We start from the raw sequence: 24,268 nt of genomic DNA on the forward strand, positions 1-24,268 counted from the left end.
CATACTAAGCGGTTGCTTAGCGCTAAGCGCACGCTTAGCGTGCAGTACGATCCATCACCTGTCAACACGCGAGGAGCACCGATGACGACGACCGGAGTGGACGGGTTCGCGCTGCTCGACGAGATCTGGCGCGAGGTCACCCCGGAAGCCGCCCGCCGGATGCTCATCGCGGCCGTCCGCGCGTTCGCGGAAAAGGGATACCACGCCACGACCACCCGGGACATCGCCTCGCTCGCGGGGATGTCCCCCGCGGCCGTCTACATCCACTACCGCTCGAAGGAAGAGCTGCTCTTCAACATCTCGCTGGTGGGCCACGAGACGTCGCTGGCGCTGCTGGCGGGCATCGAGGGCGGCGACGCGGTGGAACGGCTGAAGAACGCCGTGTCGGCGTTCGCGGGCTGGCACGCGGAGTTCCACACCACGGCGCGCGTGGTGCAGTACGAGCTGAGCGCGCTCTCCCCCGAGCACCACGAGAAGGTGGCGGAGCTGCGCCGGCAGATCGAGCAGCGGATGCGGTCCTACCTCGAGGACGGTGTCGAGGCGGGCGTGTTCGACGTCCCGGACGTGAAGGGCGCGACCCTGGCCGTGCTGTCGCTGTGCATCGACGTCGCGCGCTGGTACCAGCCGGGCGGGAAGCGGACCCCGGACGAGATCGGCGCGCTGTACGCCGACCTCGTCCTGAGGATGGTCCGCCCCGCTACCTGACCGACCTGCGGCCGTACACGCCGGCCACCACGGACACACCGACCGCGGCGAGCACGAGCTGGATGACCACCTCGATCCAGTCGATGCCGCGCGTGTCCTCCACGCCCAGCAGCCGCGCGATCCACGTTCCGACGAACGCGGCCGCGATGCCGACCAGGATGGTCAGCCAGATCGGGATGTTCTGCCTGCCCGGCGCGAGCAGCTTGCCGAGCAGGCCCAGGACCAGACCGATGACGATCGCGCTGATGACACCGCCGATGGACATGACCGCCTCCTCCCGCTGATGAACGGATCTCGGCCGAATCATCCCTTCGGACGCCTTGATCCGCAGCGTGAGGAGCAGCGCGTTGGGCCTTTCGGCCCTGATCGGACTACCAGCGGCTGCCGGAGACCTGCGCCATCCACTGGTTGATCGTCGCGGTCCAGTCCGTGGCGGCGGCCTGCTGGTGCGACACGGCGAACCGGCCGTACGCGTCACCGCCCGAGCGGAGCAGGCCGGCGCGCTTGTCCGCCTCCAGGACCACGTGCAGCTCGGTCGGCGTCGTCACGAACGTCAGCTCGACCTGCTTGAGGCGGCCGGAGAACTGCGGCGGCGGATAGAACTCGATCTCCTGGTAGAACGGCAGCTGCTGCGGCACGCCGTGGATGCGGCCGCGCTCGTTGTCGGCCTTGGTGAAGCGGAAGCCCATCCGCCCGAACGCCTGGAGCACGGCGTCCTGCGACGGCAGCGGGTGCACCCAGATCGGGTCGAGGTCGCCGGGGTCGACGGCGCCGCGGACCTCGAGCTCGGTGCGCAGGCCGAGCTGCATGCCGTTCAGCTGCATGCCGCCGACGACGTTGAGCGGGCACTCGAACGGCACGGGGACCTGGAACGGCAGCGAGAGGTTCTGGTGCGGCTGGGCGATGATCCGCTGTCCCACGGAGAACTTGTGGAACTCCATGTTGGTGTTGTACTCGTTGTCGCCGCTCTCGACCTCGACGCGGGTGAGCAGCGCGAGCGTGACGTGGTCGATCTCGGCCGCGTGGTCGCCGCCCGCGATGCGCACCTCGCCGGACAGCACCTCGCCGGGCCGGACGTTGGGGTTCGTCAGCACCGTGTCGACAGTCGGCCCGCCCACGCCGAACGCGCGCATCATCCTCTTGAACACCACTGCGGCCTCCTGAATGCCCTTCGCATGTTTGCGGGGAGTCTGCCAACTGGATCGCCCGTTTGCGGCGAAGTGTTCCGTTGACGCCTCGACCCCACGATCGGTTCCGTATGGACTTCCGTTGACTTCAGATGGCAACATGCGACCGCCGTCACATACTAAGCGGTCGCTCAGGAGGATTGCCGTGCTGCTCGTCGCCAACCGGGGTGAGGTCGCCGTCCGCGTGCTGCGCGCGGCAGCTGACCTGGGAATTCACACCGTGGCGGTGTACGCGGAGGACGACGCCTCGTCCCTGCACGTGACCCTCGCGGACCGGGCCGTGGCCCTGCGCGGTGACTCGCCCTACCTGGACGCCGACCAGATCCTCGACGCCGCGCAGGGGTGCCAGGCGGTGCACCCCGGCTGGGGTTTCCTGTCCGAGAACGCTTCGTTCGCCCAGGCGTGTTCGGCGCGCGGGCTGGCGTTCGTCGGACCCTCCGCTGACGTTCTGGAACTGCTCGGTGACAAGCGGCGAGCACGGGAACTGGCCGCGTCGCTGGGGATCCCGGTGCTGGACGCGGCGCCCGGCGAGTTCCCGGTCATGGTCAAGGCCGTCGCGGGCGGGGGCGGCAAGGGCATGCGGGCCGTGTGGCGGCCCGAGGACCTCGACAGCGCGGTGCAGGCGTGCCGGGCGGAGGCGCTGGCGGCGTTCGGGGTGGGCGACGTCTACTTCGAACGGCTGCTGACCTCCGCCCGGCACGTCGAGGTGCAGCTCGTCGGCACGACCGTGATCGGCGACCGGGACTGCTCGCTGCAGCTGCGGCACCAGAAGGTCGTGGAGATCGCGCCCGCGCCCCTGCTGGACCCGTCGCTGCGCAAGGCCCTGCACTCGGCGGCCGTCGCGCTGGCGGAGGCGGTCGGCTACACCGGCGTCGGCACCGTGGAGTTCCTCGTCGCCGGGGACGCGTTCTACTTCATGGAGGCCAACCCGCGGCTGCAGGTCGAGCACACGGTGACCGAGATGGTGTCCGGAGTGGACCTCGTGCGCACCCAGCTGCTGCTCGCGTGGGGCGGCGACGTCGACTTCACGCCGCACGACCGCGGCGCGGCGGTGCAGGTGCGGGTGAACCAGACCTCGGGCGGCGTGCTGTCGTCGTTCGGCCTGCCCGCCGGGCCGGGTGTCCGCGTCGACACGCACGGGTACGTCGGCTACCGGGCCGGCACGCGGTACGACGGGCTGCTCGCGAAGCTCGTGGTGCACGGCGAGGACCTAGACGTGGCGCTGAACCGGGCGCGGCGGGCGTTGCGGGAGTTCCGGATCGAGGGCGTCTCGACGAACCTGGAGTTCCTGCGGGGGCTTCTGGCCCGTGACGTCGTCGGCGCCACCACCGACTTCGTGGTCGACGAGCCCGTCTCGGGCATGCGGGCGCCGCTGGCGGGCACGGTGGTGTCGGTGTCTTCGGACTCCGTGGTGCTCGAAGCGATGAAGATGCAGCACGTCGTGCGGGTGTCCGGCGAGGTGCTGGTGTCGGTGGGCGACACGGTGTCCGAGGGCCAGGTGCTGGCCACCGGTTCCGCCGAGTCCGCCGAGGACGCCGAGGCGGTGGACCCGTCGTTCGTGCGCCCGGATCTGGCCGAGGTGCTGGCACGCCACGACTTCGACCGTCCCGAAGCCGCGGCGAAGCGGCACGCCCGCGGTGGCCGGACCGCGCGGGAGAACATCGCCGACCTCTGTTCGGACTTCGTCGAGTACGGCGGGCTCGCGATCGCCGCGCAACGCCGGCGCCGCTCGCTGGAAGACCTGATCGAACGCACGCCCGCTGACGGCATGGTGGCCGGTATCGGTGTCGTGAACGGCTCACGGGTCGTGGCGATGTCCTACGACTACGCGGTGCTCGCCGGTACTCAGGGCATGCGCAACCATCAGAAGAAGGACCGGCTGTTCGTGCTGGCGCAGCAGGAGAACCTGCCGGTGGTGCTGTTCGCCGAGGGCGGTGGCGGACGGCCGGGCGACACCGACCACAGCGCGGTCAGCGGTCTCGACTGCGGCTCGTTCCACGCGTTCGCCCGGCTGAGCGGGCAGGTGCCGCTGGTCGGGGTGGTGGCCGGGCGGTGCTTCGCGGGCAACGCGGTGCTGCTCGGGACGTGCGACGTGATCATCGCGGTCGAGGGCGCGAACATCGGCATGGGCGGGCCGGCGATGATCGAGGGCGGCGGGCTGGGGGTGTTCCGGCCCGAGGAGATCGGGCCTTTGGACGTTCAGGTGCCCAACGGCGTCGTGGACGTCGTGGTGGCGTCGGAGGAGGAGGCTGTCGCCGTCGCCAAGAAGTACCTCTCGTACTTCCAAGCTTCCGCTGCTCTCCCGGCTTCCCCGAGTCTTCAGGCTGCCCCGGGTCCCCAGGCTTTCGCCGGCTCCCAGGCTTCCGCAGGCGTCCCCTCGCCGAGTGCGCGAGCGTCGTCCGCGCCCTCGGGGGGACCCCTGGATTCAATTCTCCCAGACGGCACCGACAATTCCGGGCCGCCAGCCGGCGAGCAGGCACCGACCGGCGGACAGGCAACGGCCAGCGAACAGGCACCGATCGGCGAGCAGGCACCGGCCGGCGGGCAGGCGTGGAGCTGCGCCGACCAGCGCCTGCTCCGCCACGCCGTCCCCGAGAACCGCCTCCGCGCCTACGACATCCGCGCCCTAGTCCACACCCTCGCCGACACCGGCTCGGTCCTCGAACTCCGCCGGGGCTTCGGCAAGGCGATCGTCACCGCCCTGGTCCGCGTCGAAGGCCGGCCCATCGCCCTGATCGCCAACGACCCGGCCGTCCTCGGCGGCGCGATCGACGCCGACGCCGCCGACAAGTGCGCCCGCTTCCTGCAGCTCGCCGACGCTTTCGAACTCCCGGTCGTCTCGCTCACCGACACGCCGGGCTTCATGGTCGGCCCGGAGGCCGAGCGCACCGCCACCGTCCGCCACCTCACCCGCATGGTCGTGACGGGTGCGAACCTGACCGTCCCCTTCGGACTCGTCGTGCTGCGCAAGGCGTACGGCCTCGGCGCTCAGGCGATGGCGGGCGGAAGCCTCAAGGTGCCCCGGTTCGCCGTCTCGTGGCCCACCGGCGAGTTCGGCCCGATGGGGCTCGAAGGCGCCATCAAGCTCGGCTTCAAGAAGGAGCTCGACGCGATCGAGGACCCGGACGAGCGCAAGCAGCGCTACGACCAGATGGTCGCGATGGCCTACGAGCACGGCAAAGCCCTGAACGTCGCCTCGGTCTTCGAGATCGACGACGTGATCGACCCGGCCGACACCCGCCGCTGGATCGCCACGGCGCTGGCCCCCGCAACTTCCCGAGCACAAGGGAAGAAACGCCCGTTCATCGACACGTGGTGAGGAGAATCCGTGGTCAGCGTCGCCCCTGCGGAACAAAAGACGTTGCGCCGGCTCATGGCAGCCGGGCTCGTAGGTTCGTCTCTCGAGTGGTACGACTTTTTCATCTACGCGACCGCCGCGGCACTGGTGTTCCCGAAGCTGTTCTTCCCCGAGGCGACGCCGCTCGTGGCGTTGCTGCTGAGCTTCAGCACGTTCTGGGCGGGCTTCATCGCGCGTCCGGTCGGCGGCCTGGTCTTCGGGCACGTCGGCGACAGGATGGGTCGCAAGCCGGCCCTCGTCATCTGCCTCGCGATGATGGCGGCGGCGACGTTCCTCATCGGCCTGCTGCCGACGACGGCGACCATCGGCGTCGGCGCTCCGCTGCTGCTGGTCCTGCTGCGGTTCCTGCAGGGCATCGCGGTCGGCGGGCAGTGGGGTGGCGTGGTGCTGCTGCTGACCGAGTCGGCGGGGCCGCGCCGGCGCGGCTTCGCGGGCACGTTCGGCCAGGCCGGCGTGCCGATCGGCGTGCTGCTCGGCAACGTCGCCTTCATCAGCGCCACGACGGCTCTCTCGCCCGAGGCGTTCGCGTCGTGGGGCTGGCGTGTGCCGTTCCTGGCGTCGGCGCTGCTGTTCCCCGTGGTGCTGTTCATCCAGCTGAAGGTCGAGGACAGCCCGGTCTTCAAGGAGCTGCAGCAGCGCCGCGCGGAGGCACCGGCCGTGGTCCACGCACCGCTGAAGGAGGCCCTGCGCACGCACCGCAAGCCGATCCTGCTCGGCGCGGGGCTGATGTTCGCGTCCAACGCGATCTTCTACGTGTCGATCGCGGGCGTGCTGTCCTACGCGACGACCTCGCTCGGCCTGAGCCGCGAGTCCGTGCTGGTCGTGTCGCTGCTGTCGTCGCTGGTGAGCATTCCGGTGATCCTCTACGCCGGGCACCTGTCGGACCGCCTGGGACGTCGCCCGCTGATCATCGCGGGCACCGTCGGACTGATCGTGTGGGCGTTCCCGTACTTCCTGCTCGTGGACACGGCCTCGCTGCTGTTGCTGTTCGTCGCGAACACGATCGGCGGCATCGCGTCCTCTCTCGTGTACGGGCCGATCGCCGCCTACCTGGGTGAACTGTTCGAGGCGCACGTGCGGTACTCGGGCGCCTCTCTCGCCTACCAGCTGGCGTCGATCCTGGTCAGCGGCGGCACGCCGTTCGTGATGACGGCTTTGCTGGGCGCGACCGGGACGTCGATGTCCGTTTCGGCGTTCCTGCTGGTCATGGGCTTGTGCACGCTGGTTTCCGTGCTGAAGCTGCCGGAGACGCACCAGCCGGAACGGGCCTGATCAGAGGCTGTGAAGGCCCGATCTAACGGACAAATCGGGCCTTCACAGTCAAGAGGTCTGCGGAACCTGGAGCCGATGCCGTACGTTGCTGCGTCGTGACCACTCTCATGGCGCGCTTGAAGCAGCGGATGCGCAGGTTCGCGCAGAAACCCGGCTCCGTCGACCTCGCCCCGTTCCAGGCCTTGCTCGAGGACGTGGAGAAACACGCTGACGCGTTCAAGGCGTTCAGCGACGAGGAGCTGACCGAGCACGCGAAGAAGCTGCGCGAGGAGAGCACGGACACCGAGCTGGTCGCCCTCACGCGGGAGGCCGCGGAGCGCGCCATCGGGCAGCGGCCGTTCGACGTGCAGGTGCTGGGCGCGCTGGGCATGCTCAGCGGCCTCGTCGTCGAGATGGCGACCGGTGAGGGCAAGACGCTCGCGGGTGCCATGGCCGCGGCCGGGTTCGCCGTCAAGGGCAAGCGCGTGCACGTCGTCAGCGTCAACGACTACCTGGCCCAGCGCGACGCGGAGTGGATGGGGCCGCTGTACCGGCTGCTCGGCGTCACGGTCGGCTGGATCAACGGCAGCTCGAAGGCCGAGGAGCGCCGCGAGGCCTACCAGTGCGAGGTCACGTACGCGCCGGTCAGCGAGATCGGTTTCGACGTCCTGCGCGACCGGATCGTCACGAGCCCGGACGACCTCATCGTGCCCGAGCCGGAGGTCGCGCTGATCGACGAGGCCGACTCGGTGCTCGTCGACGAGGCGCGCGTGCCGCTCGTGCTCGCCGGCTCCACCAGCGCGGAGGCGGCCGACCCGGTCATCGCCGACCTGGTGAAGCGGCTGCGGCAGAACCTGCACTACGAGATCGACGACGAGGAGCGCAACGTCTTCCTCACCGGTGCCGGGTCGGAGGCCGTCGAGCGCGCGCTCGGCGAGATCGACCTGTACTCGCAGGAGCACGTGACGTCCACGCTGTCGAAGGTCAACGTGGCGCTGCACGCGCAGGTGCTGCTGCACCGCGACGTCGACTACATCGTGCGCGACGGCAAGGTGCACCTGATCAACGACACGCGTGGCCGTGTCGCGAAGCTGCAGCGGTGGCCCGACGGCCTGCAGGCCGCCGTCGAGGCCAAGGAGAACGTGCAGACGACCGAGTCGGGCGAGATCCTCGACTCGATGACGGTGCAGGCGCTGCTGTCGCGCTACCCGACGCGCTGCGGCATGACCGGTACCGCCGTCGCCGTCGCCGAGACGCTGCGGGAGTTCTACGAGCTGGAGGTGCTCGTGATCCCGCCGAACAAGGAGAACATCCGCGAGGACGAGCACTTCCGCCTCTACGCGACGCTGGAGCAGAAGGAAGACGCGATCGTCGAGGAGATCAAGACGGTCCACGGCACGGGCCGCCCGATCCTCGTCGGCACGCTCGACGTCGCCGAGTCCGAGCGCATCTCCTCGAAGCTGCGCGCGGCCGGCATCGAGTGCGTGGTGCTCAACGCGAAGAACGACGCCGAGGAAGCGTCGATCATCGCCGACGCGGGCTCCTACAACCGCGTCACGGTCTCCACGCAGATGGCCGGTCGCGGTACGGACATCCGCCTGGGCGGCCACGAGGGCGAGGACCACGACCGGATCGCCGAGCTCGGCGGTCTCTACGTGATCGGCACGGGACGCCACTCGTCGTCCCGCCTGGACGACCAGCTGCGCGGCCGCGCCGGACGTCAGGGCGACCCCGGCGGCTCGGTGTTCTTCTCGTCCATGCAGGACGAGCTGATCACCCAGTACGCGCCGGACGCCCAGGACCCGTCCGAAGTGGACGAGGACGGACGCGTGCACGACAAGGGCCTGCTGCACACCTTCGAGCACGCGCAGCGCGTCGCCGAGGGCGTGAACCTGGAGATCCACCGCAACACCTGGCGCTACAACAAGCTGATCGAGCACCAGCGCCAGATCCTGCTCCAGCACCGCGACGTGGTGCTGCGCACGGACGCCGCGTTCGAGAAGGTCGGCGCGAAGGAGGGCGTGTCCGACGAGGTGGCCGCCGACGCCGCCCGCAAGATCACGCTGTTCTTCCTCGACGACCTGTGGACGCACCACCTGACGTTCCTGTCGGACCTGCGCGAGGGCATCCACCTGCGCGCGCTCGCCCGGCAGAACCCGCTCGACGAGTTCCACCGCGAGGCCATCCCGGCGTTCAACAAGATCGTGCCGGAGTCGTGGGAGCTGACCAGGGAGAGGTACGAGGCAGCCAAGATCACCGACGACGGCTACGACCTCGCTGACGCCGGGGTGAAGCGCCCCAGCTCGACGTGGACGTACCTGGTGCACGACAACCCGTTCGGCTCCGGCTTGGAGGAGACGATGAAGGGTCTCGTGAAGATGGTCCGCGGCCAGCGCCGCTGACGTCTAGCTGTTCGGGATCAGGTCGTCCGCGGGTCTGGCGGGCCGGGGCAGCGCCTCGGCCCGCCTGGTCTTCGCGGGCGCGGCGGTCATCGTCGAGCTGACGGTGGCCGTGGCGATCTCGGCGGTCAGCTTCTTGATCTCCGCCAGGATGTTCAGGTGCTCCTGCGACGGCGGCGGTCCCACGAAGTTGGACCTGTCGTGCGCCGTCCGTTCCGCCCGCTCGGCCAGAAGCCTGATGCGGCGGAGGAGGTCGGGCTCCCCTTGGGGGAGCAAGAAATCGGTCTGCTCCATCACCCGTGCAAGCTTTCGCGTGCACGGGTGAGCAGTCGATCCCCTAGTCGGCTGATTCCAGTTTGTCGACCAGCCAGGCGTGGAAACCGCCGATGTGGTGCTCCGATGGCACCAACACCCCACCATGTGCATAAGCGCGCGAGGCCATGGCCGGCTGACATCGCTCGCAGGCTTCGAAGTCCTGTTCGTTCACCCGGTGGAACAGCTCGACCGAGCGAGAGACGTCACGGCCGGTGTCGACGACTTCCTTGGCGTAGAGCCAGTCGCACTCGACGACCGTCCGGTCCGCGGCCAGCGGGTACATGCGGTGCAGGATCACGTGGTCCGGTACGAGGTTGATGAACACCTGCGGCTTGACGGTGATCGCGTAGTACTTCCGGTCGCGTTCCTCTTCCAGGGCCGTGAGCTTCTCGAAGCCCTCACCACCGTCGACGGTGAAGCCTCTGATCCCGTCGCCGAACTCCGCGCCGTGCCCCACGTAGTACTGCGCCGCGTAGCCGTCGGCGAACTCCGGCAGCACCTCGGTGAGCTCGGGGTGGATCGTGGCGCAGTGGTAGCACTCCATGAAGTTCTCGATGATCAGCTTCCAGTTGGCCCGGACGTCGTAGGTGATCCGCCGGCCCACGGACAACCGGTCGATCCCGTAGCCGTCGATGGCGTCGAGCGACCCCAAACGTTCGGTGACGGCACTCAGGACGTCGTCCTCGAAGCTCGGAGGACTGTCGGCCAGGTTCACCCAGGCGTACCCGAGCCACTCGCGCAAATGCACCTTCGCTAGCCCGTACTCTGTGCGATCGACGTCCGGCATCGAGGTGAGATTGGGTGCGGCGATCAGCTTGCCGTCCAACGCGTAGGTCCAGGCGTGGTATGGGCATTGGAACGCCCTTTTGACGCTGCCGGACTCCTCGGCGCAGATGCGCGCGCCGCGGTGCCGGCAGACGTTGAGGAACGCGTTGAGGCCACCGGAGCGGTCCCGCGCGACGATCACACTCTCCCGTCCGACCTGCACCGTGCGGAAGTCGCCGGGGTTCGGCAGATCGCCGCACCTGACCGCGCAGAACCACATCTTCTCGAAGATGTGCGCCTGCTCCCGCGCGAAGATCGCGGGATCGGTGTAGTAGCGCCCCTCAAGGGTGGAGATCAGGCTGCCGGTCATGCTCCGCCTCTCAAGCGAGCAGGGTCGAAAAGGGCGATCGGGTGCCGCGTGGCCCTGTCGGTCGCGAGGTCGGCGAGGATCTCCCCGACGACGGGCACGAACTTGAAGCCGTGCCCGGAGAAGCCGCACGCCACCGTCACGCCCTCGTGGTCCGGGTGGTGCGCGATCACGAAGTGCAGGTCGGGGGTGTTGGTGCAGAGGCAGGTCGCGGCGCGCTGGAACGATCCGGCGACACCGGGCATCGGCGCCCTGGTGGCGTTCGCCATCGCCTCGACCTCGTGGGCGTGCACGGTGCGGTCGACGGTCTCCGGGGTGCAGAGCTGCCCGCCGTGGTGGAACGCGACCTTCACGGCGCCGTCGAGCTCGGGGAAGCCGTAGAAGTTCGTGCCGTCCGCGCGGTCCCAGATGTAGACCGGGTGGTCGCGGAGGTCCTCGCGGGGCGTGAAGTAGAACTGGACCGCGCGTTCGACCTGGAACGGGATTCCCAGGTCCCCCAGCATCTCCGGTGCCCACGCTCCCGGGCACACCACGACGTGCCCGGCCTCGTAGGTCGCCCTGGTGGTCGTGACGCGACCGGTCTCCCAGTGCGTCACCTGCTCTTCGAAGTGCAGCTCGGCGCCCGCCCGTTCCGCGAGCGCCAGGTGGGCCCGCACGGCGTTCTCCGGCACGACGAGTCCCGCGCCCCTCTCGTACAGCGCGATCTCGTCCGCGGCGGGGTGCAGGGCCGGGAAGCGGTGGCGGATCTCGCGCGCGTCGAGCAGTTCGTGCTCCAGGCCCCACTGCTCGGCGCTGGCCCTGCTGCCGGTGATCGCCCCGGAGTCCGCGGCGCCGACGACGATGCCGCCGACGCGGTGGAAGATCCGCTCGCCGCTGTCGCGCTCGGTCCGGTCCCACATCTCGTGGGCCCTGAGCAGCAACGGCACGTACGCGGGGTCCTCGAAGTAGGCCTGCCGCGTGATGCGCGACCCGCCGTGGCTCGACCCGAGCGCGTGCACCGGTGTGAACCGCTCCAGCCCCAGCACCCGCTTGCCGCGCTGGGCGAGCCGGTGCGCGGCGGCACCGCCCATGCCGCCCAGCCCGATGACGATGACGTCGTGGGTCACGCGCGGAGCCGCTTCATCCCGGGGTCGAACAACGGCTCCTGAGCGGGTCGGGCGGTGACCTTCCGCCCGAAGTACTCGATCTCGACCTCGTCGTCGATCTCGCTCGGCAGCCAGGCGTAGGCGATGTTGAGCCCGGTCGTGTACCCGTAGGCGGCGCTCGTGACGTACCCGACCGGCTCCCCCTGGTGGAACACCGGTTCGCTGCCCATCACGACCTCGTACGGGTCGTCGATCGTGAGGCAGGTGAGCTTCTTGGTCGAGGTGAGGTTGTGCAGCGACCCCTTGCCGAGGAACTCCTTGTCCTGGCGCACCGCGAAGCCGAGTCCCGCCTCGAACGGGTCGTGCTCGGTGGTCACGTCCACGCCCCACGACCGGTAGCCCTTCTCCAGGCGCAGGCTGGTGAACGCCCCGCGCCCGGCCGCGATCACGCCGTGCCGCTGCCCCGCCTCCCACAGCGTGTCCCACAGCTTCGGGCCGAGATCGGCGGTGGTGTAGAGCTCCCAGCCGAGTTCGCCCACATAGGACAGTCGCAGCGCCGTCACCGGGACGTTCTTGACGAACCCCTGCTGCGCGGTGAAGTAGCCCTTCCGCACGTCGAGGGTGTGCGGGATGTCGTTGATGAGGTCACGTGCAAGGGGTCCCCACAGGCCGATGCAGCACGTGCCCGCCGTGATGTCCCTGATGAAGACGTCGTCCGGAGCGTGCCGGGTGAGCCAGTCGAGGTCGAGGGTGCCGTTCGCGCCGACCTGGAACGTGCTCGTGCCCAGGCGGGCGATCGTGAGGTCGCTGCGCACGCCGCCCTGCTCGTCGAGCAGCAGCGTGTAGACGACCGCGCCCGGTTTGCGGTCGACGTTGTTGGTCGTCATGCGCTGCAGGAACTCGAGCGCCCCCGGTCCACCGACCTCCAGCCGCTTCAACGGCGTCATGTCGAACAGGGCGACCCGCTTGCGCGTCACCAGCGCCTCGGCCCCGCAGATCGGCGACCAGAACCGGCTCGCCCACTCGTTGCGGTCCGGCACCTCGGCCACCTCGGGCAGGGACGCGTTGGCCTCGTACCAGTGCGGCCGCTCCCAGCCGGACGCCTCCAGGAAGAACGCACCGAGCTCCTGCTGACGACTGTGGAACGGGCTCGTGCGCAAAGGCCTCGGGCTCTGCATGGGTTGCAACGGGTGCAGCAGGTCGTAGACCTCGACGAAGTTCCGGCAGCTGCGTTCCAGCACGTAGTCCGGCGCGAGCTGCACCTGCTCGAACCGGTTGAGGTCGCTCGCGTGCAGGTCCAGCTCCGGCTGCCCGTCCACGATCCACTCGGCCACCGACCGCGCGACGCCCGCGGAGTGCGTGATCCACACCGCCTGGGCGACCCAGAAGCCCCGCAGCCCCGGATGCTCGCCCAGCAGGGGCATCCCGTCGCTGGTGAAGGAGAACAGCCCGTTGAAGCCGCGGTCCACGCCGGCCTCGGCCAGCGCCGGGATCAGCTCGACGGCCGACTCCCACGAGGCGTCGAAGTCCTCCTCGGTGAACGGCAGCTCCGAGCCGGTGATGTCGCGCGCCGCGATCGGCATGGGCCGGTGCCCGTACGCGCCGATGCCCAGCGCCTTGCCGTGCGAGCGGAAGTACAGGTCGGCTTCCTGGTGCCGCAGGATCGGCTGCCTCGCCAACGCCTCGGCGTCGGCGTTCAGCTCGCCGGTGAAGACGTACTGGTGCGCCATCGGCACGAGCGGGACGGTCAGCCCGACCATCTCGCCCAGCACCGGGCCCCACATCCCGGCGCACGACACCACCACGTCGGCCGGGAAGACGTCGGTCCCGGTGCGCACACCGGTGACGCGGTCCCCGGTGGTCTCGACCGCGACGACCTCCTGCCCGTACTCGAAGCGTGCGCCGCGCTCGGCGGCGCGCCGCGCCTGGACCCCGGCGGCCTCCACGGGCCGCGCGAGGCCGTCGTCCGGGGTCAGGAACCCGCCGAGCACCTGGTCGCGGTCGAGCAACGGGTGCAGCCGGGCGACCTCGCCGGCGTCGACCAACCGGCTCCGCACCCCCCACGACGTGGCCCAGCCGTGGCGGCGGGACAGGTCGGCGAGCCTGTCGCCGGAGGTGGCGATCTCCAGACCGCCGATCCGGTCGAAGCAGCCGAGCGCGGTGTACTTCTCGACGGTGTAGCGGGCGAACTGCGTCATGCTGCGGCACGGGTTGGTCTGGAAGACCAGGCCCGGGGCGTGACCGCTGGACCCGCCGGTCGCGGGGCCGGCCGCCTGGTCGAGGACGGTGACGTCGGTGAAGCCCCGTTCGGTGAGCTCGTCGGCCAGCGCGCACCCGACGATCCCCGCTCCCACCAGCACCACGCGCGGAACTGCACCAGGCATCAGGACATCCCTTCGCCGCAGTTGCGAATCGCAGAACTCGTTCCGCTATCAGCAACAAACTGCGGCTCGGCGGATCCGCTGTCAATACCGCCGTTCGCGCACCGGGGACTCGCCGGACACCACCGCGAGCCCCGGACCGGCGTGGCCGCTGCCCTGGCGGGCTCAGCCCGCGAAGTAGCCGAGCTGCGCCGAGAGGTCCGCCGCCGCCGTGGACATCGCCGGCACGATCTCGTCCACCCGCTGCCGCGACAACCGGTACGAGGGCCCGGACGCGCTCATCGCCGCGACCACCTCGCCCCGGTGCCCGCGCACCGGGACGGCCACGGCGTGCAGCCCCAGCTCCAGTTCCTCGAAGCAGGACGCGTACCCCTTCGCCGCGACCTCCTCCAGCTCCGCGAGCAGCTTCGAGCCGTCCACGACGGTGTTCTCGGTGTAGGCGTCGAGCGGCAGCGAGACCAGGCGGCGGCGTTCGTCCTCGGGGAGGTGCGCGAGCAGGACCTTGCCGGACGACGTGGCGTGCAGGGGTGTGCGCTGGCCGATCCAGTTCACGGCGGACACGGCCGCGGAGCCGCGGGCCTGGGTGATGTTGATGGCGACGCCGCCGTCGTGCACGGCGATGTTGACGGTCTCGCCGAACGAGTCCGCGAGGCTCTGGCAGACGGGCTGGCCGAGCTTGGTCAGGTCCATGCGGCCGGTGGCGGCGCCGGCGAGGCGCACGACCCCGAACCCGATGGCGTACTTGCCCCTTTCGCCGAGCTGCTCCACCAGGCCGCGCGCCTCCAGCACGGAGACGAGTCTGGACACCGTCGACTTGTGCACGCCCAGCTCACCGGCGATCTGGGTGATGCCCGCCTCGCCCCGGGCGAGGAGTTCGAGCACGCTGATGGCCCTGTCCACGGACTGCACCTGAGCTGCCGAGGCGGAGTTGCTCATCGCGCAACAGTAATCGACAGGTAAAACAACCTGGTGGACTCTTGACGGCGGGTCGTCCGAGGCCCACATTGTGTTGCGTCATTCGGAACGTGTGCCGTGTCACGCAACGGAGGCCGACGATGATCCGCGCCTGCGCTCTCGTGGACCTGCCCCCCGGGGAGGCGGTTCGCGTCGTCGGCCCACCCGTGCCGATCGCCGTCTTCAACGCGGGCGGCGACCTCTACGCCATCGACGACACCTGCACCCACCAGGACGCCTCGCTCAGCGAGGGGTGGCTGGAGGGGTGCTTCGTCGAGTGCCCGCTGCACGCCGCGAGCTTCGACCTCCGCACGGGCGAGCCGACGTGTCCACCCGCCAAAAGACCGGTGAAGACCTATCCCGTCTCGGTTATAGATGGAGAGGTCTATGTCGGGGTCGAGGTGAACGAGGACGTGGCGTGAGGACGATCGCGATCATCGGCGCATCACTGGCCGGCCTGAGGTCGGCGCAGGCACTGCGCCAGCAGGGGTTCGACGGACGGATCGTCGTCATCGGCGATGAGGTCCATCTCCCCTACGACCGGCCTCCCCTCTCGAAGGACTTCCTCCTCGGCAAGGTGGAGGCAGTGCCGCTCGCCGACAAGGAGGACCTCGACGCGCTCGACGCCGAGTGGCGCTTGGGCGTGCGGGCGACCGGGCTGCTGTCCACGCGGGAGATCGCGCTCAGCGACGACTCGACGGTCTGCGCCGACGGCATCGTCATCGCGACCGGTGGCCTGCCGCGGACGGTCCCCAACGCGCACGTCCTGCGCACTCTCGACGACGCCACCACGCTGCGCGACGCGTTCGGCGGCGCGCAGCACATCGGTGTCATCGGCGCCGGGTTCATCGGGGCCGAGATCGCCTCCAGCGCACGGGCGCTCGGCAAGGACGTCACCGTCGTCGAGGCGTTGCCCGCGCCGCTCACGCGGGTGCTCGGCGCCGAGATGGGCGCCGCGTGTGGACAGCTGCACAGCGACCACGGATCAACGTTGATCACGGGAGTCAACGTTGATTCAGTCGACGTCGACGGTGCGATCAACCTCGCCGACGGGCGTCGAGTCGACGCCGACGTCGTCGTCGCGGGCATCGGCACGCGCCCGGCCACGGACTGGCTCGCCGGCGGACCGGTCGCCCTCGGCAACGGCGTGCTGTGCGACGCGGGTGGCGTGACGAACGTCAGGAACGTCGTCGCGGTCGGCGACGTCGCGAACTGCGCGGGACACCGCGCCGAGCACTGGACGTCCGCGACCGAGCAGGCCCAGGTGGCCACCCGCAACCTGCTCGCGGGCGAGACGGTGGCCACGCACACCAACGGTGGTTACGTCTGGTCCGACCAGTACGGGGTGCGAATCCAGTTCATCGGGCGAGCGACGCGGGACGTCCGCGTCGAAGACGGGTCCGTGCAGGACAGGAAGTTCGTCGCGACGTACCGGGACGACGACAACCCGGAGGACGTCGTCGGCATCGTGGCGATGAGCAACGCGCGCCTCTTCACGAGGCTGCGCAGGAACCTGAAGTAGGAGACGGTCGTCACGGTTTACCGCCACCGGCGATCGGCAACACCCCCATGTCCTTCGTGGACAGACGAACAGGGAGGCCCCGTGTCGCCGGTGCGGCAGATCATCAACCCCTTCGACCGCAGTGTTCTCACCGAGGTCGAGGACCACACCCGCGACCAGGCGATCCAGGCGATCGCGAAGGCCAGGACCGCCTTCGACCACGGCGACTGGGCCCACTCGAGCCCCGAGCACCGCGCGGCGGTGCTGCACCACGTGGCGGACCTGCTGGAGCGCGACAAGGAGGACATCGCCCTCACCGAGACGCTCGACACCGGCAAGACGCTGGTCGAGAGCCGCATCGACGTGGACGACGTCGTCTCCGTGTTCCGCTACTACGGCAACCTCGCCGGGCTGCTGCACCCGAAGATCGTGCAGGGCGCCCCCGACGACGTCCTCAGCCGCGTCGACTACGAACCCGTCGGCGTCTGCGGCCTGATCGCGCCCTGGAACTACCCGCTGCTGCAGATGTCGTGGAAGATCGCGCCGGCCCTGCTCGCGGGCAACACGCTGGTGGCCAAGCCCAGCGAGATCACGCCGCTCACGACGATCAGGCTGTTCGAGCTGCTGGCCGAGGCCGGGGTGCCCGACGGGGTCGCGAACCTCGTCCTCGGCACCGGGCCGGAGGTCGGCGCGCCGCTGAGCGAGCACCCCGACGTCGACCTGGTCTCGTTCACCGGCAGCCTCGCGACCGGCCGGCGGATCATGGCCTCGGCCGCGAAGACCGTGAAGAAGGTCGCGCTCGAGCTCGGCGGCAAGAACCCGAACATCGTCTTCGCGGACGCCGACCTCGACACCGCCGTCGACTACGCGCTCACGGCGGCGTTCTTCCACGCGGGCCAGGTCTGTTCGTCGGGCACCAGGCTCCTCGTGCACAGCAGCATCTACGACGACTTCGTGGACGAGGTCGCGCGTCGAGCCGACCTCGTCAAGCTGGGCAACGGTGTCGACCCCGACACCGAGTCCGGCCCGCTGGTCTCCGAGGAGCACCGCGCGAAGGTCGAGAGCTACGTCGAGGTCGCGAGGCAGGAGGGCGCGACCCTCAAGGCCGGCGGCAAGCGGCCCGGCGAACCCGAGCTGCAGAACGGGTTCTTCTTCCGCCCCACGGTCTACGCGGACTGCACGAGCGACATGAGGCTCGTCCGGGACGAGACGTTCGGCCCGATCATCACCGCCGAACGGTTCGAGACCGAGCAGGAGGCGGTCCGCCTCGGCAACGACACCGAGTACGGCCTCGCGGGCGGTGTCTGGAGCCAGGACCTCGACAAGGCGCAGCGCGTCGCGAAGAAACTCCGCCACGGCACGGTCTGGATCAACGAGTTCGGCCCGTACCTGCCGCAGGCCGAGTGGGGCGGCTTCAAGCGCTCCGGTGTCGGCCGCGAGCTCGGCATCGCCGGTCTGCACGAGTACACCGAACCCAAGCACGTGTACCAGAACCTCAAGCCGCAAGCCCAGAACTGGTTCGCGCGAAGGGACTCGAAGTGACCGCTCACGACTACGTGATCGTCGGCGGCGGCACGGCGGGCTGCGTGCTCGCGGCGAGGCTCACCGAGGACCCGGACGTCACGGTCGCCGTCATCGAGGGCGGGCCCTCCGACGTCGGCGACGAGAAGATCCTCGACCTGCGCAACTGGATCAACCTGCTCGGGACCGAGTACGACTACGACTACCCGACGGTCGAGCAGCCGCGCGGCAACTCCCACATCCGGCACAGCCGCGCGAAGGTGCTCGGCGGGTGTTCCAGCCACAACACGCTGATCTGCTTCACCCCGTTACCGCAGGACTTCGACGAGTGGGGCCACGGCTGGACGTGGGACGCGATCGGCCCGTACTACGCCAAGGTCCAGCTCAACATCATCCCGGTCGCCGAGAAGGACCGGAACCCCATCGCCGAGGACTTCGTCGCCGCGGCGCGGCAGGCCACCGGCGTCCCGGAGATCGACGACTTCAACGCGAAGCCCTTCGAGGACGGCGTCGGCTTCTTCTCGGTCGCCTACCACCCGGAGGAGAACAACCGGCGGTCTTCGGCGTCCACCGCGTACCTGCACGAGATCCTCGACAGTCGCGGCAACCTGACTCTGCTGCCGAACACCTGGGCGGGCAAGATCGAGTTCGACGGCACGCGCGCGATCGGCGTGCACACCGACCGGGGTTACGTCGAGGCGAACAGGGAGGTCCTGCTCTGCGCGGGCGCCATCGACACCCCGCGGCTGCTGATGCTCTCGGGCGTCGGCGACGCGGAGCACCTCAGCGCCATCGGCATCGAGCCGAAGCACGACCTGCCCGGCGTCGGCGAGAACCTGCTCGACCACCCGGAGTCCGTCATCGTCTGGGAGACCACGAAGCCGTTGCCGGAGAACTCGGTGATGGACTCCGACGCGGGCCTGTTCCTGCGGCGTGACCCCTCCGACCCGCGGCCGGACCTGATGTTCCACTTCTACCAGATCCCGTTCACCACCAACACCGAACGCCTCGGCTACCCGAAGGTGGAGCACGGGGTCTGCATGACGCCGAACGTCCCGCGGCCGCACAGCAAGGGCAAGCTGTGGCTGAAATCCAGCGGCCCCGCCGAGAAGCCCGCTCTCGACTTCGGGTACTTCACCCACCCCGACGGCTACGACGAGCAGACGCTGGTCGACGGCTTCAAGATCGCCCGCGAGATCGCCGCGCGGGAACCGCTGAAGTCCTGGCTCGCGCGGGAGATCGCGCCCGGCCCGGACGTCACGAGCGACGAGGAGCTGTCCGAGTACGGCCGGCGCGCGGCCCACACCGTGTACCACCCTGCCGGGACGTGCGCGATCGGGTCCGTTGTGGACGGTGACCTCAAGGTCATCGGCCTGGAGGGCCTGCGGGTCGTCGACGCGTCCGTCTTCCCCACGATGCCCACCGTGAACCCGATGGTCACGGTGCTCATGATCGGGGAACGCGCCGCGGACCTGATCAGGGGAGCACGAGGAGCCTGACAGCCGGGGACGGGCTGAAAGACGTCGGGTCCACGCCGGCGCACGACGTGGGTCCGGCGCGCCCGCGGTGCCGGCGTCAGCCCTGGAGGCGGAGCAACCGCAGGGCGAGCTGCACCTCCAGCACGCGGTCCGGCGACTGCCAGTCGCCGAGCAGCGACGTGACGCGGTCGAGCCGTTGCGTGACCGTGTTGACGTGGAGGTGCAGCTCGGCCTTGGCGCGGCTGAGGTTCGCGCCGCAGCGGAAGTAGACCTCCAGCGTGTGCACCAGTTCCGTGCCGCGTTCGGAGTCGTAGTCGAGCACGGGGCCGAGCACCGACCGCACGTACCCGGACACGTCCGCGCGGTCACCCAGCAGCACGCCGACGAACCCGAGGTCGGCCATCGTCGCGGCGTCCTTCTCCCGGCCCAGCTGCCGCAACGCCTTCAGGCACCGCCGCGCCTCCTCGTAGGCCGCCGCGATCGCCCGGGGTCCCGCGACCGGTCCGCACGCGCCGACCGTCGCGTCCAGCGCCTTGGCCACGTCCCGGGCGACGTCCGTGGACGTCGAGGGCAGCGCCAGCACGACGTCCCGGCCGCGCGAGCCCGCCAGTCCTCTGTGGACCGACGCGTAGTGCGTCGCGCCGGACAGGTTCCCGTCCGCCACCAGCACCACGTGCGGGTCGCTCAGCTCGATGCCGACCCGGCGCGCCCGCACGAGCAGACCGGTGGCGTCCCGGCCGTCGAGGATGTCGGTGATCAGCTCACCGCGGACCTTGTTCTCCGCCTCGGCCACGGTGCGCCGCAGCAGCAACAGCAACGCGGTCACCGCCGCCGACCGCTCGAACACCCGCCGGTCGGCGTCCGGGAGGTCCGGGCGGCGCGAGAGCGCGATCCCGCCGAGCAGCTCCGAGCCCGCCAGCACCGCGCACACCCACACGTCGCCGAGCAGCACGGCCCGCCCGTTGGCGCGCACCGCGGGCGTGGGCACCGTCTCCAGCACCTCGACCGGCCCGCCGAGCAGCTCCCCCACGGCCGCCGCCACCTCCGCCGAGGAACCACCGCGCAGCACCAGGTCCGTGAGGCGGTCGTGGGCTTCCTCGGCGCGTTTCATGGCCTCGTTGTGCGACTGGATCGTGGCGAACAACGACGCCGTGTCGATCGCGATCGCCGCGTGGTCGGCCAGCGACTGCAGCAGCGCCACTTCCTCCGGCGGGAACTCGCGCGGCGTCCGGTCCGCCGCGTACAGCACGCCGATGACCTTCGAGCCGAGCTTGAGCGGCACGCCCAGGATCGCCGTGAGGCCCTCGTCGCGCACCGCCGAGTCGATCGCCCGGGTGTGGTTGAAGCGGGCGTCGGCGAAGTAGTCCGAGCTCGCGTACGGCCGGGCCGTCTGCGCGACCAGCCCGCCCAGGCCCTCGCCGAGCCCGAGCCTCACCTTCTGGAACAACGGCGAGAACGACCCGTCCGTCACCCGCATGTAGGTGCCGGCCGGGTCGTTCATCGACAGGTACGAGACGTCCGTCCCGAGCAGCGTCCGGGCCCTGCGCACGATCGAGCGGAGCACCGCGTCCGGGTCTCGCATGCCCGCGAGCTCGGACGCGGTCTCGAACAACGCCGCCAGTTCGGCCTCACGCCGTCGTGTCACACCCCAACCCTGTCACGTTCCTCCAGGTCCGCACCACGGGTCTCACGGGCGGCCAGCACCGCGACGACGGTCAGCACGCACATCGCCACCACGTAGATCGAGATGGGGAACGACGACCCGTACGCCTTCAGCAGCGCGGTCGCGATCAGCGGGGCCAGCGCGCCGGCCGCGATGGACGCGAGTTGGTAGCCGATCGACGCGCCCGAGTAGCGCACCCGCGTGCCGAACAGCTCCGAGAAGAACGCCGCCTGCGGCCCGTACATCGCGCCGTGCAGCACGAGACCGACCGTCGTCGCCAGGACGATCAGCCCGGGGTTCCTGGTGTCGAGCATCGCGAAGAACGCGAACACCCACACGGCCATGCCCACCGCGCCGACGAGGTAGATCGACCTCCGCCCGAACCGGTCGGACAGGTGGCCCCACACCGGGATCGTCACCAGGTGCACCGCCGAGCCGATCAGCACCGCGTTGAGGCCCACCGACTTCGACAGCCCGAGCCCGGTCGTCACGTACACGAGGATGAACGCCGTGATCACGTAGTACGACACGTTCTCGGCGAGCCGGGCGCCCATCGCGACCAGCACCTCGCGCCAGTTGTGCTTCAGCAGCTCGAGGACCGGCGCCTTCTCCTGCCTGGGCTCCTTGGCCGCCCTCTCCTGCGCGGCCAGGAAGACCGGGGACTCGGCCACCTGCAGGCGGATCCACAGGCCGATCACGACCAGCAGACCCGAGAGCAGGAACGGGATCCGCCAGCCCCACGCGAGGAACTGCTCGTCCGACTGCACCGCCGCCAGCACCGCCAGCACACCGGTCGCCAGCAGGTTGCCGCCCGGCGCGCCCGCCTGCGGCCACGACGCCCAGAACCCGCGTCGCTTCGAGTCACCGTGCTCCGACACGATCAGCACGGCCCCGCCCCACTCGCCACCGAGCGCGAAGCCCTGCACCAGGCGCAGCAACGTCAGCAGCAACGGCGCCAGGACACCCACCGACGCGTACGTCGGCAGCACGCCCATCAGCATCGTCGCGCCACCCATCAGCAGCAGCGACAGCACGAGCAGCTTCTTGCGCCCCAGGCGATCCCCGTAGTGGCCGAAGACGAGGCCACCGAGCGGGCGCGCCAGGAAGCCGATCGCGTACGTGGTGAACGCGAGCAGCGTGCCGGTCAGCGGGTCCGCGGTCGGGAAGAACAACTTGTTGAACACCAGAGCGGCGGCCGACCCGTAGAGGAAGAAGTCGTACCACTCGACAGTTGTCCCGATGAGCGAGGCACCCACCACTTTTTTGATCATCGACAACTCCTCATTGAGCTGACCAGCCGCCGTCGACGGCCAACGACGTACCGGTGACAAAACTGTTGTCGCACAACCACAGCACGGCCGACGCCACCTCGGAGGGCTCGATCAGCCGCTTGACCGCGCTGCGCTGCAGGAAGATCCGGGAGGTCACGTCCTCGGCGGCGATGCCGTGCACCTTCGCCTGGTCGGCGATCTGCTTCTCCACCAACGGGGTCCGCACGTAGCCGGGCTGCACGCAGTTCGACGTGACGCCGTGCGGCGCGCCCTCGAGCGCGGCGACCTTGGAGAACCCCTCCAGGCCGTGCTTCGCGGCCACGTAGGCGGACTTGAAGGCGGACGCGCGCATCCCGTGCACGCTGGAGATGTGGACCAGCCGGCCCCAGCCGCGGTCGTACATGTGCGGCAGCACGTGCCGGGTGAGCCGGAACGCCGCCCCGAGCATGAGCTCGACCATCGCCGAGAAGCGCTCGGCGGGGAACTCCTGGATGGGGGCGACGTGCTGCACGCCGGCGTTGTTGACGAGGATGTCGATCTCGCCGGGCAATGCGTCGACCGGACCGGTCAGGTCGAGCACGTGCCCGACACCGCCGAGCTCCTCGGCGAGGGCGAGGACGCCGGGGTCGCGGTCGGCCAGGTGGACTTTGGCACCTTCGGCGGCCAGTGCGCGGGCGCAGGCCAGACCGATGCCGCTCGCGGCTCCGGTGACCAGCGCGCTGTGACCCGTGACACTCGACATGACCGGAAACGGTAGGCGTCACAAGGCGTCATCGACATGTGGTCGACCCACACAACGCCTGGTCAGCAGGTGGCTTTAGCCACCATTTAGCGTTTAGGAGGCATATCTGCCGGGAGGGTGGCTGCAGGGGCGTAAGCTCCCGTCACCTGAACGGGGGAAGATCCGCACGAGGGGGCTGTACCCATGTCGACCACGCCTATTTACGACGACCTCCTGCGCGAGCTCGAAAGCATCGCGCAGGAGGCCGGTTTGACCGGCTCGGAGCCCACACCCGAGGCCGACGGGCAGTAGCTACTTCGGAGGGGCGATCAGCTCGGCGGGCACCGGCTCGTCCTTGCTGATCAGGTCGAAGAGCTGCGAGGCCTTCTCCTTGTTCCACTGCACGACCGAGCCCGCACCGGGCACCGTCGGCGTGGAACCGACCGGCACCGTTCCGCTGGTGGCGTCGCCCATGTTGAGCGCGACGCTCGCGAGGTGCCAGACGTGGTCGTCCTCGTTGACCGACACCGCACCCGAGGCCGCGTTCATCAAAGGGATGACGCGGAACGGGTTCGCCAGCGTGGCCGGGCTCTTGACCTTGGTGAACAACGCGGACAGGAACTGCCGCTGGTTCTGCACGCGCTGCAGGTCGGCGGTCGCGAACGCGCGCGTCCGGACGAAGCCGAGCGCCTGCGGCCCGTCGAGCTCCTGGCAGCCCGCGGGCAGGTCGATGCCGGCGAGCGGGTCCTTGATCGGCTGGTCGAGGCAGAGGTCCACACCGCCGACCGCGTCGACCATGTCGGAGAACCCGCCGAAGCCGATCTCCATGTAGTGGTCGATCCGCACGCCGGTCGCGCCCTCGACGGTCTGCACGAGCATCTGCGGCCCGCCGAACGCGTACGCCGCGTTGACCTTGTTGCGGCCGTTCTGCGGGATCGGGACGTAGGAGTCGCGCGGGATCGACAGCAGCACCGGCTTGGCGGCGCTGTTGTCGGGCAGGTGCAGCATCATGATGGTGTCGGTGCGCCGGCCCGCGGCGTCACCGGTGGCGAGCGCGTCCTTCTGCTCCTGCGTCAGGCCTTCCCGCGCGTCCGACCCGACGAGCAGCCACGTGGTGCCCGGCGTCTCGGCGGGGCGGCCCGCGTAGTCCGGCAGCGCGTTGATCCGGGTCAGCGTCGAGTCCACGTAGAACGCGAACCCGACCGTGCCCAGCACCAGGACGAGCAGCAGCACCAGGATGACGCGTCCGGGACGCCTCTTCTTCCTCATCGGCCGCTGCGGCGGCATGGGCCGCCGCGGCTGCTGGTAGCCGTGGTGATACCCAGCGCTCATGTGTCGCCAACCCC

The 24,268-nt window shown here is 69.8% G+C and carries 19 protein-coding genes; 8 read left to right on the forward strand and 11 right to left on the reverse strand.

The genetic code is table 11. The features are described from left to right. Window positions 1-81 precede the first annotated feature (81 nt). Entirely contained in the window at window positions 82-705 is a 624-nt protein-coding gene (locus tag V1227_RS17250; RefSeq protein WP_329793605.1) for a TetR/AcrR family transcriptional regulator, read from the forward strand. Here the strand turns inward: V1227_RS17250 and V1227_RS17255 are convergent. Next, window positions 698-970: a GlsB/YeaQ/YmgE family stress response membrane protein gene (locus V1227_RS17255; protein ID WP_329793606.1), complete on the reverse strand. Its 273-nt coding sequence runs from the start codon at window positions 968-970 to the stop codon at window positions 698-700. The genes V1227_RS17250 and V1227_RS17255 overlap by 8 nt on opposite strands. Window positions 971-1,076: 106 nt before the next feature. Beyond that, a complete protein-coding gene (locus V1227_RS17260; RefSeq protein WP_329793607.1) occupies window positions 1,077-1,856 on the reverse strand; it encodes a sporulation protein in 780 nt (259 codons plus the stop codon). 136 nt (window positions 1,857-1,992) lie between these two features. Between V1227_RS17260 and V1227_RS17265 the strand changes: the two genes are divergently transcribed. The 3 genes from V1227_RS17265 to secA2 all read left to right on the forward strand — a co-directional run bounded on the left by V1227_RS17265 (window position 1,993) and on the right by secA2 (window position 8,903). Further along, window positions 1,993-5,211: a carboxyl transferase domain-containing protein gene (locus V1227_RS17265; RefSeq protein ID WP_329794051.1), complete on the forward strand. Its 3,219-nt coding sequence runs from the start codon at window positions 1,993-1,995 to the stop codon at window positions 5,209-5,211. A gap of 9 nt (window positions 5,212-5,220) precedes the next feature. Beyond that, window positions 5,221-6,522 carry an MFS transporter gene (locus V1227_RS17270; protein WP_329793608.1) on the forward strand — a complete coding sequence of 434 codons (1,302 nt, stop codon included), beginning with the start codon at window positions 5,221-5,223 and terminating at the stop codon, window positions 6,520-6,522. A 95-nt stretch (window positions 6,523-6,617) separates the two neighbouring features. Beyond that, window positions 6,618-8,903: an accessory Sec system translocase SecA2 gene (secA2, locus tag V1227_RS17275; protein WP_329793609.1), complete on the forward strand. Its 2,286-nt coding sequence runs from the start codon at window positions 6,618-6,620 to the stop codon at window positions 8,901-8,903. Between the two features lie 3 nt (window positions 8,904-8,906). On the opposite strand, the gene V1227_RS17280 is transcribed toward secA2, so the two are convergent. From V1227_RS17280 to V1227_RS17300, 5 genes are all read right to left on the reverse strand, one after another. Then, on the reverse strand, window positions 8,907-9,194 hold the full coding sequence (locus V1227_RS17280) for a hypothetical protein (RefSeq protein ID WP_236219606.1): 288 nt from the start codon (window positions 9,192-9,194) through the stop codon (window positions 8,907-8,909). Between the two features lie 43 nt (window positions 9,195-9,237). Then, complete coding sequence (locus V1227_RS17285) at window positions 9,238-10,350, reverse strand: aromatic ring-hydroxylating oxygenase subunit alpha (RefSeq protein WP_329793610.1); 1,113 nt, start codon at window positions 10,348-10,350, stop codon at window positions 9,238-9,240. Further along, window positions 10,347-11,453: an N-methyl-L-tryptophan oxidase gene (gene solA / locus V1227_RS17290; protein WP_329793611.1), complete on the reverse strand. Its 1,107-nt coding sequence runs from the start codon at window positions 11,451-11,453 to the stop codon at window positions 10,347-10,349. Before solA ends, V1227_RS17285 begins: the two co-directional genes overlap by 4 nt. Continuing rightward, window positions 11,450-13,816: a GcvT family protein gene (locus V1227_RS17295; protein ID WP_329793612.1), complete on the reverse strand. Its 2,367-nt coding sequence runs from the start codon at window positions 13,814-13,816 to the stop codon at window positions 11,450-11,452. Before V1227_RS17295 ends, solA begins: the two co-directional genes overlap by 4 nt. A gap of 162 nt (window positions 13,817-13,978) precedes the next feature. Beyond that, window positions 13,979-14,749, reverse strand: a complete 771-nt coding sequence (locus V1227_RS17300; RefSeq protein ID WP_329793613.1) for an IclR family transcriptional regulator — start codon at window positions 14,747-14,749, stop codon at window positions 13,979-13,981. Between the two features lie 119 nt (window positions 14,750-14,868). Between V1227_RS17300 and V1227_RS17305 the strand changes: the two genes are divergently transcribed. The 4 genes from V1227_RS17305 (at window position 14,869) to V1227_RS17320 (ending at window position 19,288) form a co-directional block, all read left to right on the forward strand. Next, entirely contained in the window at window positions 14,869-15,189 is a 321-nt protein-coding gene (locus V1227_RS17305) for a bifunctional 3-phenylpropionate/cinnamic acid dioxygenase ferredoxin subunit (protein ID WP_329793614.1), read from the forward strand. Then, the gene (locus V1227_RS17310) at window positions 15,186-16,289 is read left to right on the forward strand and encodes an NAD(P)/FAD-dependent oxidoreductase (protein ID WP_329793615.1); all 1,104 of its coding nucleotides are present in this window, start codon (window positions 15,186-15,188) and stop codon (window positions 16,287-16,289) included. Before V1227_RS17305 ends, V1227_RS17310 begins: the two co-directional genes overlap by 4 nt. A gap of 81 nt (window positions 16,290-16,370) precedes the next feature. After that, window positions 16,371-17,810, forward strand: coding sequence for an aldehyde dehydrogenase family protein (locus V1227_RS17315; protein ID WP_329793616.1), 1,440 nt, complete (start codon window positions 16,371-16,373; stop codon window positions 17,808-17,810). Continuing rightward, on the forward strand, window positions 17,807-19,288 hold the full coding sequence (locus V1227_RS17320; protein WP_329793617.1) for a GMC family oxidoreductase: 1,482 nt from the start codon (window positions 17,807-17,809) through the stop codon (window positions 19,286-19,288). Before V1227_RS17315 ends, V1227_RS17320 begins: the two co-directional genes overlap by 4 nt. A 76-nt stretch (window positions 19,289-19,364) precedes the next feature. On the opposite strand, the gene V1227_RS17325 is transcribed toward V1227_RS17320, so the two are convergent. The 4 genes from V1227_RS17325 to V1227_RS17340 all read right to left on the reverse strand — a co-directional run bounded on the left by V1227_RS17325 (window position 19,365) and on the right by V1227_RS17340 (window position 24,254). Then, window positions 19,365-20,912, reverse strand: coding sequence for a helix-turn-helix domain-containing protein (locus V1227_RS17325; RefSeq protein ID WP_329793618.1), 1,548 nt, complete (start codon window positions 20,910-20,912; stop codon window positions 19,365-19,367). Beyond that, window positions 20,909-22,201 (reverse strand): MFS transporter, encoded by a 1,293-nt coding sequence (locus tag V1227_RS17330; RefSeq protein ID WP_329793619.1) that lies wholly within the window; start codon window positions 22,199-22,201, stop codon window positions 20,909-20,911. The genes V1227_RS17325 and V1227_RS17330 overlap by 4 nt, the downstream gene beginning before the upstream one ends. A gap of 10 nt (window positions 22,202-22,211) precedes the next feature. Continuing rightward, complete coding sequence (locus tag V1227_RS17335; RefSeq protein WP_329793620.1) at window positions 22,212-22,943, reverse strand: 3-hydroxybutyrate dehydrogenase; 732 nt, start codon at window positions 22,941-22,943, stop codon at window positions 22,212-22,214. A 291-nt stretch (window positions 22,944-23,234) separates the two neighbouring features. Beyond that, window positions 23,235-24,254 carry an LCP family protein gene (locus V1227_RS17340; protein WP_329793621.1) on the reverse strand — a complete coding sequence of 340 codons (1,020 nt, stop codon included), beginning with the start codon at window positions 24,252-24,254 and terminating at the stop codon, window positions 23,235-23,237. Window positions 24,255-24,268: the final 14 nt, after the last annotated feature.

The organism is Lentzea sp. DG1S-22, assembly GCF_036321065.1.
GTDB classification, from domain to species: domain Bacteria; phylum Actinomycetota; class Actinomycetes; order Mycobacteriales; family Pseudonocardiaceae; genus Lentzea; species Lentzea jiangxiensis.